The organism is Allobosea sp. ASV33 (assembly GCF_016428755.1).
In the GTDB taxonomy this organism is placed as follows: Bacteria; Pseudomonadota; Alphaproteobacteria; order Rhizobiales; family Beijerinckiaceae; genus Allobosea.
The window spans coordinates 35,102-46,261 of record NZ_JAELTI010000036.1; the positions used below are offsets into that span (position 1 = coordinate 35,102).

The window sequence follows — 11,160 nt, forward strand, 5'->3', positions numbered from 1 at the left end:
GTATCGACGTCGAGGAGGCCGCTTCAGACGGCGTCCATCTTGCAGGCGCTGTCGGCCTTGCTGCCGAAGGCTTTCTCGATATCGGCCGGAGTCTTGGGCAGCTCGGCCTTGATGTCGAAATAGTCCCATTTGTCGGTGATCTTCGGCTTGATGCCGGCGACCAGCAGGCGGCTGATCATCTGGTGGTCGAAATCGCGATAATGCACGTCGAGCCCGTCGCGCCTGGTCGACCATTTCTCGAGCGCGGCGACGATCGCCGCCGAATCCGTCGATTTCGCCGCCTCGATAGAGTCCAACAGGGTTTTCATGCCCATCCAGCCCATCCAGGCCTTGTCGGCGGCCGGGCGGTTGTATTTCTTCTCGTAGGCGGCGGCCATCGCCTGTTCTTCGGGCGGGTTGTTGGGGTTCTTGTAGTACCAGGTGATGGTGTAGAGGCCGTCGGCCGCGTCGGGGCCGACGCCCCAGAGATCGGTGTTGCCGACCGAGATCTCGGCGAAGGGTATGCGGCCCTTCATGCCGAGCTCGTTCCACTGTTTCAGGAAGGTGGTGAGGTCGCTGGCGGCGATGCCGCCGATGACGACGTCGGGCTTGGCCTGCCGGATCTTGAGGATGAAGGAAGAATAGTCTGGCGTGCCGACCGGCACTTCGTCGGCGCCGACGATGGTGATGCCGTTTGCCTTGGCGTATTCCTCGAAGGAGCGCTTGATGTCCTGGCCGAAGGCATAGGCTGCGGTCAGCAGATACCATTTCTTGCCGACATCGGCGCAGTAGGGCGCCAGCACCCGCACATGCACGTCGACCGGCGGCTGCAGGCGGAAAGTGTATTTGTTGCAGGATTTGCCGGTGAGATCGCCGGTGGCGGCGTTGGCGGCGATGTAGGGCACCTTGGCCTTTTTGGCGACCGCGGAGATTGCGAGAGCGAAGGAGCTGAGCGCGCCGCCGACCATGCCGACGACCTTGTGCTCGCCGACGAGACGCTCGGCATTCTGCTGGGCGCCTTGCGGGTTGGGCTCGTCGAGCCAGACGATCTCGGCGGGGCGGCCGAGCAGCATGTTGTTGCGCTGTTCGAGCGCCAGCATGCCGCCCTGGGCGAGGTATTCCGATTGATCGACGATCGTGCCGGTCTTGGCCCAGATCATGCCGATCTTGATCGGCTCGGCAGCGGCGGCATTGCCGATATAGGGCATACCGAGCTTGGCCGAGACGATGCCGCTGGCGCCTAGTGACCCGGCGCCGAGGAGCAGGCTACGGCGCCTGATGGCGCTGGTGAATGATGGTTTGCGAGCGTCTGTCACGACGTCCTCCCTGTCTGGCGTTCCCTTGCCGTGTCGATCTTCTTGTCGGTCCGTCCGTTTCGGCGGCGTGCGGCGGCGAAGGCTGTAACATAAATGGAATCTAATTCCACTATTAATTTCAGAATTGGAATTCTATTCTGATTTGTGTTGACGCTCCCCGGTGCGGCCGACATAAATGGGGGTGGGAGAGAAACGCATGAAACCGCTGTCGATCGGGCTCGTCGGAGCCGGTGCCATTGGCCGCATGCATGCCGACGTGATTGCAGGCAGCGGCTTCGCGGAGATCGTTGCCGTCGCCGATCCGACCGAGGCCGGCCGCCTCTACTGCCTGGAGCGCGGGCTGCCCTGGTGCTCAAGCCACCACGCGCTACTCGAAGCGGGCGGCGTCGAGGCGCTCATCATCGCCACGCCTAACCAGAGCCATCTGGAGATCGGTCTGGCGGCGATCGCCCATGGCGTCCCCGCGCTGATCGAGAAGCCGGTCGCGGTCACTGTGGCTGAAGGGGAGGAGCTGTCGGCGGCATCGGCCAAGGCCGGCGTGCCGATCCTCGTCGGGCATCACCGCCGGCACAATCCGATCATCGCCAAGGCGCGCGAACTGGTGGGGCAGGGCGCGCTCGGGCGCCTGACGAACGCGACGGTGCTCTACACGTTCTTCAAGCATGACGCCTATTTCGATCTGGCTTGGCGGCGGGAGCCTGGCGGCGGGCCAATCCTCATCAACCTGATCCACGAGATCGACCTGATCCGCTTCGTCTGCGGCGAGGTTGCGGCCGTGCAGGCGGTGACGTCGGGCCGCGTCCGGGGCCTGCCGGTCGAGGATACGGCGGCGGTGCTGCTGGAACTCGAGAACGGCGCGCTCGTCACGGTCAGCCTGTCCGACACTGCGGTCACGCCCTGGAGCTGGGATCTGGTTTCGGGCGAATTGCCGAACTATCCCTGGCAGGAGAAGCCGGTGAACTCGCACTTCATCTCGGGCACGGAAGGTTCGCTGGCGCTGCCCAGCCTCGACCATTGGCGCTATGACGGCGAAAAGAGCTGGTTCGCCCCGATCACGCAGGAGGCGATCCCGATCGAGCGCCAAAGCCCCTACATACGCCAGCTCCGGCACCTCTTCGACGTCGTGCGCCACGGTGTCCGGCCGCTGATCGATGCCGCCGATGCGACGCGTACGCTGAAAGTGACCCTTGCCGTCCAGGACGCGGCGCGCCAGAGACAGCGTCTGGAGATGCAGTTTGGATAGGGCGATGGCAAAGCGGATCGAGGACGAGGCAGGGCTGGACGATACCGAGCAGGCCCCGAGCGGGTTGCTCGAGCGCACCCTCGGCGTTCTCGAACTGCTCGCGCAGAATGCGCGGGGGCTGCCGCTCTTCGAGATCGCCGAGCGGCTGAAGATTCCGCGCAGCGCCACCCATCGTGTGCTCTCCAGCCTAGCGGATCATGGCTATGTCAGGCAGGAGCGCCATCACGGCACCTATGAGCTGACCGCCAAGATCGCATCGCTCGCCTTCAGCTTCCTGGCGGGGACGGGCATCACCGATCTCGCCCAGCCGATCCTCGATCATCTCGCGCGGGAATCGGCGGAGCTGGTGCGCCTCGCCTTGATCGACGGACGTGAGCTCGTCTGGGTGGCGAAATCGCAGGGCTCGCCCTTCGGGCTGCGCTACGATCCCGATATGGGGCAGGCGGGCCGGCTGTCCTGCTCGGCCAGCGGACATGCCTGGCTGTCTTGCCTGCCGGAGGAGGAGGCGATCGCGCTCATCGAGCGGCAGGGCTATGGCTCGCGCGAGGAGTTCGGCCCGCGCGCGCCGCAGACGCAAGCGGCGGTGCTGAAATATCTGCGCCAGGCGCGCAAGCGCGGCTTCAGCATCGTCGTCCAGACCTATTCGCCCTGGATGAACGCGACCGCCGCTCCGATCCGCAATCCGCAGACGAAGGACGTGGTCGGCGCCGTGGTGATCGCGGGGCCGCATATCCGATTGACGGAAGAGAAGATGCTGGCGCTATCGCCGATGCTGCTCAGCGCGGCGCGGGAATTGTCGCTGGCGATGGGAGCGAGCCCCAGCCTCGCCTCCCGGCAATCGCGAGGGCCGTTCTTCGGCTGAGCCGGCTTCGCTCCGAGGAGGAACCGACCGGCAGGCCGGAGACGCGACGGGAGGTTCGATTGAAGGTTCTCATCACTGGCGGCGCCGGCTTCCTCGGCGCCTGGATCTGCCGGCGCCTGTCGTGTCGCGGCGACGCCATCCGAATCTTCGACAGGGCCGAGAACCGGGCGACCATCGCGGCTATCGCAGGTAGCGAGGCCGCCGCGGCCTGCGAATGGGTAACGGGCGATATCGTCGACGGCGAGGCTGTTGCGGCTGCTGCGCGCGGCTGCGACGCGATCATCCACCTTGCCGGCGTGCTGACGCTGGCCTGCAAGGAGAATCCGGTTCGTGGCGCTGAGATCAACCTGATCGGAACGCTCAACGTCTTCGAGGCAGCGCTCCGCCACGGCATCGGTAAGGTCGTCTACACCAGCAGCGCCGGTGCCTATAGGCCGCAGAGCGGCGAGCTTCCGGTACCCACCTCGCATTACGGGGCGTTCAAGCTCGCCTGCGAGGGCAGTGCGCGGGCCTATTTCGCCGATCACGGCCTCTCCAGCATCGGCTTCCGGCCTTATGTCGTCTACGGGCCGGGCCGGGACAGCGGCCTCAGCGCCGGGCCCTCCCTTGCCTGCCGGGCCGCAGCGCGTAGCGAACCCTATGTCTTTCCCTATGAAGGAAGGGCGGGGCTCGTCTATGCCGGCGACGTCGCTGCGGCCTATGACAGCGCGCTGCGCCACCAGGTCGCGGGAGCTCATGTCTTCAACATGATCGGCGAACAGGCCGCGCCGGAAGACGTGATCGCCGAACTGCTCAAGCTGGCCCCGGATTGCGACATCCGCCGTGGCGGCGCGCCGATGCCCTCGGCACCGGAGATCGCGGAAGGTCCGTTGCGGGAGGTGCTCGCCGACGTGCCCTTTACATCGCTTCGGGAAGGCATCGCCCGAACCTTCGCCTTCTGTCGCGACGGGAGCCTGTAGCAGTTGCGGCTCGCTGCCCATACCTTCGGCTTCGTCTGGCAGGAGAGCGCCGAGGCCGCGCTGAAGGCCATCGCCTCGGCCGGCTTCCGTCATGTCCAGCTCATGGCCGCGCCGCCGCATTTCGATCCCTGGCGCGACGATGCCGCACGCACGGCGCGCTTGCGGGAATTGATCGCGCGATACGGCCTCGAGCTGCTGGCCGGCGATCTCGCGAGCAGCGACATCAATCTGGCGAGCGCTTCCACGGAGGTAGTGAGTTTCTCGGTCGATGCCTATAAGCGGCTGATCGCGCGCTGCGCCGAGCTTGGGGTTGCTGCGGTCTGCGTCGGCTCCGGGCGACGGCATGCCCTGCTTGCCAAGGCGAACGACCGGGTGATGGAAAGCTTCCGCCCGGCCTTCCGCGAGATCGTCGCCGAAGCCCGCCGCCACGGCCTCGGCGTCGGGCTCGAAAACCATCCCCATGGGCTGCTCGCCGACGCCGACAGCATTCGCGGCTTCATCGAGGAGGAAGGCTACCGGGACGTGACGGTGATCTACGATGTCGCCAATGCCGTCGCGATCGGCGAGGATCCGATCGAGGGCCTCGCGGCGCTCGCCCCCTCTCTCAGCATCGTGCACCTCTCCGACAGTCCGGCCGGGCAATGGCGGCATGACCCGATCGGCAGCGGCGGCATCGATTTCGATGCGATCGGACGGGAGCTGAGGCGGCAGGGTTACCACGGCCCGGTCGCACTCGAGATCCTCTCGGAAACGCCGTTGCAGGGCCTTCTCGATGGCGCCCGCAAGCTCGTCGAAGGCGGATGGACCTTCGAGGGGCCGCTGCCTGCTGTGAAATCCGCGTAGCGGCTCAGCCGGGCGAGGCGTCCCCGGCATCGGAGAAAGCCTGCCAGCCGCCGTCGACGCTGAGGATCGCGCCGGTGACATAGGAGGCGGCCGGCGAGCACAGGAACCAGCCGGCCTCGGCGATCTCCTCCGGCTCGGCGAGGCGGCCCATCGGAATGCGCCGTTCCAGCTTTTGCCGGTCGATCCGGCCGGCCGCCTCCAGCGTCCTGACCAGCGCCGTCCCGACATAGCCCGGCGCGAGCGCGTTGACCCGGATGCCGCGGCCGGCCCATTCGCAGGCGAGGTTCTTCGTCATCTGGGCGATGCCGGCCTTCGCGGCGCCATAGGCGTTGCGGCGCGGCAGGCCGCCGAGCCCGGCGATCGAGCTGATGTTCAGGATTGCGCCGCGCTCCATCATGAACCGCGCAACCTCGCGCGACATGAGAAAGGTGCCGTTGAGATGGACTTTCAGCACCCGCTCGAAATGGCCGATATCCTGTTCCAGCGTCGGCAGATGGGTGTCCCCGATGCCGGCATTGTTGACGAGGATGTCGATGCCGCCCAGCCCGGAGGCCGCTGCCGCCACCGCAGCGCGAACAGAAGCCTCGTCCGAGACATCGCAGGCAAGCGCGATGTGATCGGCTCCGAGTTCCGCCGCGCGTGCAGCAGCGCGCTCGCCCGCGATATCGGCAAGCGCGACCCGGCAGCCGGCCGCAGCGAAGCGGCGGGCAAGCGCCCAGCCGATGCCGTCGGCTGCGCCGGTGATGATCGCAGCGGGTTGCGTTGCCATGATCCGGTCTCCGTCAATCCGCCGCTGCCTCGCCCGGCGCGTGGCCCGGCCGCGGGATCAGGCTCATCAATCCGCGCGTGAAGCCGCCATCGACGGTGATCTCCTCGCCATTGACATAGGCGGCCCGGTCGCTCGCCAGGAACAGCACGGCGTCGGCGATATCCTCGGGTCGCCCGATCCGTACCTGCGGCACCGCTGCCTCGCGCCGGCGCTTCAGCTCCGGGTCGGCGTAGAAGCTCTGGCTCATCGGGGTCAGTACGAGGCCCGGGCTGACGACGTTGCTGCGGATGCCCTGCGACCCCCATTCGAGCGCGATCTGCCGCGACAGCATGACGATGCCTGCCTTGCTGACGCTGTAGGCGCCGCTGAAGGCCTGCGCATGCGTACCCGCCACGGAGGCGACATGGACAATGGAACCGCCGCCAATCGGGCGCATCTGCCGCGCGAAGGCCTGGGCGCAGAGGAAATAGCCGGTCAGGTTGACCGCGAGCACGGCATTCCATTCCGCGGGGCTCAGGGTTTCCAATGCGCCCGGCCGAAGCAATGCGGCATTGTTGACCAGCACCCGGCAAGGACCGAATTGCGTCCGGCAGGCCTCGGCCGCGGACTCGATGCTGGCGGGATCCGAGACGTCGCAGGCAAAGACGGCGCCATCCGCTCCGGTCTGCCGGATGGCGGCGAGCGTTGCTTCGGCCGCGGCCGGCGACCGATCCAGCATGGCGATCCGGGCGCCCGACCCGGCGAGGGCGAGGGCGATCGCGCGCCCAAGCCCGCCGCCGGCGCCGGTGACGACACAGACGGAATCCTTCAAGCCCGGCATGGTCGGGGTGTCGTTGTCCATCGTCTTCACCCGGCTCACGGTTCGCGACCGGCGAGGTGGCAGCCGGCCAGGTAGCCGAAGGTCATGATCGGGCCCAGCGTGATGCCGGCGCCGGGATAGCTGCCGCCCATCATGCTCGCCCTGTCGTTGCCGACGGCGTAGAGCCCTTCGATGGGCTCGCCTTCGGCCGAGAGCACTCGCCCGACGACATCGGTCGAGAGCCCGTCGAAGGTGCCGAGGTCGCCCATCACCAGCTTCAGGGCGTAGAAGGGGGCCTTCCGGATCGGTGCCACGGTTGGATTTGGCTTGTGGTCGGGGTCCCCGAGGAAGCGGTTGAAGGCGCTGCGTCCGCGGCCGAAGGCGGGATCCTCGCCACGTTCGGCATCGCGGTTGAAGCCCTCGACCGTCGCCGCGAGTCCGGCCGGATCGATGCCGGCTGCCTGCGCGAGCTCGCTCAGCGTGCCGCCGCGCTTGAGATAGCCGCTGCGGACATAGCGGCCGGTCGGCACCGGCGCCGGCTTGGCGAAGCCGAGGCCGTATTTGCGCATCGCGGCATGGTCGCAGATCAGCCAGGCCTCCGTCGGGCCGCCCTGCGCGTTGTCGGCGATCATGGCGGCGCCGACGTCATGATAGGATTCCGACTCGTTGGTGAAACGCCGTCCGGCGCGGTTTACGGCGATCACGCCTGGTTTGTAGCGATCGACGAGATGCGGAAAGACGCCGACGCGTCCCTTCGCCAGCGGCACTTCGGACACGGGCATCCAGGCGGCGGCGTTGGGATAGCGGATTTCGCAGCGTCTGCCTGCGGTCTCGGCCAGCCGGATACCGTCCCCGGTATTGCCGGGAGGCGTGGGCGAGACATGCCGACCGCCGCGCGCGACATGGGGATAGGCCACGGCCAACCGCGCCGCATCGTGAGGAAAGCCGCCGCAGGCGAGGACGACCGCACGCCGGGCGCGGATCTCCTTCTGCCCGCCCGAAGAGAAGCGGGCGCCCACGACACGCCCGCCCTCGACGATGAGACCCTCCGCAGGCGTTTCGGTCAGGATCGGGATGTCGAGGTCGAAGGCTGTCCTGGCCAGGCGGGCGGCCAGCGCGTTACCGCTGGTCACCTGCACGCCGCGCCGATAGAGCGCGAGATCCTTGATATGGGAGGCGAGGCGGCGCGCCACGTAGAGGGCGGAGGTCAGCGAGCGTGTCGCCCGGAAGAAGTGCTTCAAATCCTCGTTGGAGGAATTGAACATCATCCCGATGAAGGTGATCGTTTCCAGTGGCGGACGTAGCCGCCTTAGCTCCTTGCCGAGACGGCGCGCATCATAGGGCATGGCCGTCAGCGAGCGCCCTTTCGGCACGCCGCCCGGCCTATCCGGGTGATAGTCCGGATAGTTCGACAGCAGGAATCGGACGTCCGTCTCGCGCTCGAAGAACTCGATCATTCGCGGACCCGCGTCGAGGAAGGCCTCGACCACGTCCTCGGCGTAACAGTTTCCCGCCTCCTGCCGCAGATAGCTGCGGGCAGCGTCGCGGGAGTCGGGCAGGCCAGCCCTGGCCGCGTGAGCGTTGCCGGGAATCCAGAGCACGCCGCCGGAATAGGCCATGGTGCCGCCGAAAAACTTATCTTTTTCCGTAACGGCGACGTCGAGGCCATGCTTGCGAGCGGTGATGGCCGTGGACAGGCCGCCGGCGCCGGAGCCGATCACCAGAACATCGCATTCGGCCGGGCGTTCTCTCATCTTGTATCCTCCTGAGGGCGCCTTAGCGGTGTCGCGCTATCCGGCGCGGGCCCGGTCATCGGCCGATGGGAGCGTTTCCTGTTCCGCTTTGCTGCGGTAACTCGCTCGCCAGCGTAGGGCGGCAGCGCGTCCCGGCAATGGACGCAGCACGGGAATAATTGTACTTTTACCGTAATACGGAATGCCTCACGCATCAGGGGCGTCATGGCCGGGCCGATCGAGCACTACAGGCTGTATGGCGAGCCGATCAGGCATGTCGAGCCGCGCTTCATCCATGTCGAGCCGATCCGGGAGCGCAGCGGCTTCCATCACTGGCGCATCGCTCCGCATGCCCATCGCGAGCTGCATCAGCTGCTGCTGGTGTCTGGGGGCGGCGGAGCGATGAATTGCGAGGCTTCGTCCTTCGTCATCGCGGCGCCGGCGATTCTCGTGATCCCGGCCGAGACGGTGCACGGTTTCGCATTCGAGCCGGGGACCGACGGGTGGGTGATCTCGATCGCGCGCACCGCCATGCCCGGTGCGGCTGTGAGTGACCGGCTGATCGCGACGTTGTTCGATCGCGTGCGCTGCGTCGGACCGGTCGAGCGGGAGACGGCGCGCCAGATCGGCCAGGACTTCGTGTCGCTCTCGAACGAGCTGGCCTGGGATGGAGCGGGCCGCAATCTGGCGATTGAGGGCGACGTGCTGAGGCTATTCGTGGCGTTCGCGCGCGCCGGCCTGGCCCAAGAATGGATGGGAGCGTCGTTCACCGATGCGGAATCCGTGCTCCTCTCCCGTTTCCGGGCGCTGGTCGAAGCGCATTTCGCCGAGCATCTTGCGGTCGCCGCCTATGCGCGCCGGCTCGGCGTCTCGGAAGATCGACTGTTGGCGGTCTGCAGGAAACGTTTTGCCGTGCCGCCAATCCAGATCATCCACCAGCGCGTGATGGTCGAGGCTCAGCGCTGGCTGCTCTATACGACGGCTCCCGTCAGCTCGATCGCGGACGCGTTGGGCTTCAAGGATATCAGTTACTTCTCCCGCTTCTTCACGCAACGATTAGGAGAGAGCCCGCGCCGATTCCGGTCGGCACAGGCATCCCGCTCCAAAGAGCCGTGATGTTTTCCGATTGCCGGGCGGCTTTCCGGCCCCACGGTGCCGCTTGTTTCGTGCGAATTCGCAAATGGACCCGAAGGAATGGATACCTGCTCGGCAACCGATACCGCCAAACTGGACATCGCACCTGTTCGCTTAGAGACAGGAGGAGATCGCTTCGAGCTGAAAAGGCTAGCGCGGTTCCTCGCGCCGGAAAGCGGCCGTCCAATGCCGATGTCCCGATGGTAAATCCGGCGGCCCCAGCCCGGCGTACCGCCTCGATCTGCGCGGGCTGGTCGATCGAGCCGGCGATGATCACGGGCTTGTCCGTCGCGCCGCGGTCGAGCCCGAGATATTTGACCGGAATGAGCCCTTGATCATGGTACTGGGCGACGACAACATCAAACCGGCCGGTGCGCGCCTGCATGAAAACGGTGTCGCCGGACCAAGGGCCACTTGCATCGATCCCCTCGAACTGCGCTGCCCTGACGGCCGGCGCGATGATCTCACGCTCCTCGAACCCGAACAGTCCGCCTTCGCCGGCATGCGGATTGAGACCAGCGACCGCGATGCACGGAGCGGCGATGCCGAGGGCCCGCCCGCCTTGATGGGCCAAACGGATCGCCGACATTTGCGCCGCGAAATCACCCCGCCCGATCGCCTCGCGCAGCAAGCAATGGATGGTGACGAGCACGGTGCTGATTTCGTCGTTCACAAGCATCATGGCAACGCGGCCTGCGCCGCCCCGCTCGGCCAGGATTTCCGTATGTCCTGGATAGGCGAAACCCGCAGCGGCCAGCGATTCCTTATGGATCGGGGCGGTGACGATTCCCGCGACCTGACCCTCCCTGGCGAGATCAATCGCCATGGCGATCGCAGCGAACGCAGCCTTGCCGCTCTCGGCGCTGACAGTCCCGAGTGTTGGGAGAACCTCGAGATGCGAGGATGCGATGATATCGATCGTGCTCTCCTCGAAACGAGCCTCGCCAACCCTCCCGACTATCCGAAGCCGGGGTGCGTCCTGCAGCGACTGCAGAACATGGCGCATGACCAACGGATCACCGACGACGAGGGCAGGCCGCGCCCCGCCTTGGGCGAGCGCCGCGGCATCGACCATGCGCCGGGCGAAAAACTTCGCCGCGATCTCTGGGCCGATGCCGGACGGGTCCCCCATGGTGATCGCAATGGGCAAAGCTGGAGACCTCATCAGGCACCCTCCTGGGGCAAGGGGAGAAGCAACCGCCACGCCGCATGGAGCAGTGTCGCCGGATGGTCAAAGCCACCGGCCTTCATCGCCATGAGGAGCGGCGAAGCTGCTTCCGCCATCGCTGCGTAGCCAATCATACCTTCAGCGTCACCGACTGGTTTTCCCGCACGTCTCCGGAGGTGCTGGCTCAAAATCTCGGATTGAGCCGCGAACAGGTCGCACAGCTTCCGTCCGGCGAGGCCTATTTCGCCCAAGGACCCGTCCCCGACGACCGCTCGACCGACGCCACGCCGCGCGCGACGGCTGCTTTGACGACGCCGCATCGCTACCCGCTGCTGGCCCAGCAACCAAGGCGCGT

9 protein-coding genes and 2 pseudogenes are annotated in these 11,160 nt (G+C 66.6%); 6 read left to right on the forward strand and 5 right to left on the reverse strand.

Annotation, left to right across the window (positions count from 1 at the left end):
• Positions 1–23 precede the first annotated feature (23 nt).
• Positions 24–1,295: an ABC transporter substrate-binding protein gene (locus JHD80_RS12870; protein WP_199087757.1), complete on the reverse strand. Its 1,272-nt coding sequence runs from the start codon at positions 1,293–1,295 to the stop codon at positions 24–26.
• A gap of 196 nt (positions 1,296–1,491) precedes the next feature.
• Here JHD80_RS12870 and JHD80_RS12875 point away from each other — a divergent pair, with 196 nt between their 5' ends.
• From JHD80_RS12875 to JHD80_RS12890, 4 genes are read left to right on the forward strand one after another with little or no spacing between them, the layout of a single operon-like run.
• On the forward strand, positions 1,492–2,538 hold the full coding sequence (locus tag JHD80_RS12875; RefSeq protein ID WP_199087759.1) for a Gfo/Idh/MocA family protein: 1,047 nt from the start codon (positions 1,492–1,494) through the stop codon (positions 2,536–2,538).
• A 4-nt stretch (positions 2,539–2,542) separates the two neighbouring features.
• A complete protein-coding gene (locus JHD80_RS12880) occupies positions 2,543–3,400 on the forward strand; it encodes an IclR family transcriptional regulator (protein ID WP_199087761.1) in 858 nt (285 codons plus the stop codon).
• Positions 3,401–3,459: 59 nt separating this feature from the next.
• On the forward strand, positions 3,460–4,359 hold the full coding sequence (locus JHD80_RS12885; RefSeq protein ID WP_199087763.1) for an NAD-dependent epimerase/dehydratase family protein: 900 nt from the start codon (positions 3,460–3,462) through the stop codon (positions 4,357–4,359).
• 3 nt (positions 4,360–4,362) lie between these two features.
• Entirely contained in the window at positions 4,363–5,202 is an 840-nt protein-coding gene (locus JHD80_RS12890) for a sugar phosphate isomerase/epimerase family protein (RefSeq protein ID WP_199087765.1), read from the forward strand.
• A 4-nt stretch (positions 5,203–5,206) separates the two neighbouring features.
• On the opposite strand, the gene JHD80_RS12895 is transcribed toward JHD80_RS12890, so the two are convergent.
• The 3 genes from JHD80_RS12895 to JHD80_RS12905 are packed head-to-tail and all read right to left on the reverse strand — an operon-like array spanning position 5,207 to position 8,524.
• Entirely contained in the window at positions 5,207–5,971 is a 765-nt protein-coding gene (locus tag JHD80_RS12895) for an SDR family oxidoreductase (protein WP_199087767.1), read from the reverse strand.
• Between the two features lie 13 nt (positions 5,972–5,984).
• Positions 5,985–6,812 carry an SDR family NAD(P)-dependent oxidoreductase gene (locus tag JHD80_RS12900; protein ID WP_199087769.1) on the reverse strand — a complete coding sequence of 276 codons (828 nt, stop codon included), beginning with the start codon at positions 6,810–6,812 and terminating at the stop codon, positions 5,985–5,987.
• 14 nt (positions 6,813–6,826) lie between these two features.
• Positions 6,827–8,524 carry an FAD-dependent oxidoreductase gene (locus JHD80_RS12905; RefSeq protein WP_199087771.1) on the reverse strand — a complete coding sequence of 566 codons (1,698 nt, stop codon included), beginning with the start codon at positions 8,522–8,524 and terminating at the stop codon, positions 6,827–6,829.
• Positions 8,525–8,728: 204 nt separating this feature from the next.
• On the opposite strand from JHD80_RS12905, the gene JHD80_RS12910 reads away from it, so the two are divergent.
• The gene (locus tag JHD80_RS12910) at positions 8,729–9,619 is read left to right on the forward strand and encodes a helix-turn-helix domain-containing protein (RefSeq protein WP_199087773.1); all 891 of its coding nucleotides are present in this window, start codon (positions 8,729–8,731) and stop codon (positions 9,617–9,619) included.
• 310 nt (positions 9,620–9,929) lie between these two features.
• Here JHD80_RS12910 and JHD80_RS12915 read toward each other — a convergent pair.
• A pseudogene (locus JHD80_RS12915) lies at positions 9,930–10,802 on the reverse strand (PdxA family dehydrogenase); the annotation flags it as partial.
• A gap of 62 nt (positions 10,803–10,864) precedes the next feature.
• Here JHD80_RS12915 and JHD80_RS12920 point away from each other — a divergent pair.
• Positions 10,865–11,160: pseudogene (locus JHD80_RS12920) on the forward strand (hypothetical protein); the annotation flags it as partial.

Coding starts and splice junctions, on each gene's coding strand:
- JHD80_RS12875 (WP_199087759.1), top strand. CDS start 1,492: ATGAAACCGCTGTCGATCGGGCTCGTCGGAGCCGGTGCCATTGGCCGC.
- JHD80_RS12880 (WP_199087761.1), top strand. CDS start 2,543: ATGGCAAAGCGGATCGAGGACGAGGCAGGGCTGGACGATACCGAGCAG.
- JHD80_RS12895 (WP_199087767.1), bottom strand. CDS start 5,971: ATGGCAACGCAACCCGCTGCGATCATCACCGGCGCAGCCGACGGCATC.
- JHD80_RS12900 (WP_199087769.1), bottom strand. CDS start 6,812: ATGGACAACGACACCCCGACCATGCCGGGCTTGAAGGATTCCGTCTGT.
- JHD80_RS12905 (WP_199087771.1), bottom strand. CDS start 8,524: ATGAGAGAACGCCCGGCCGAATGCGATGTTCTGGTGATCGGCTCCGGC.
- JHD80_RS12910 (WP_199087773.1), top strand. CDS start 8,729: ATGGCCGGGCCGATCGAGCACTACAGGCTGTATGGCGAGCCGATCAGG.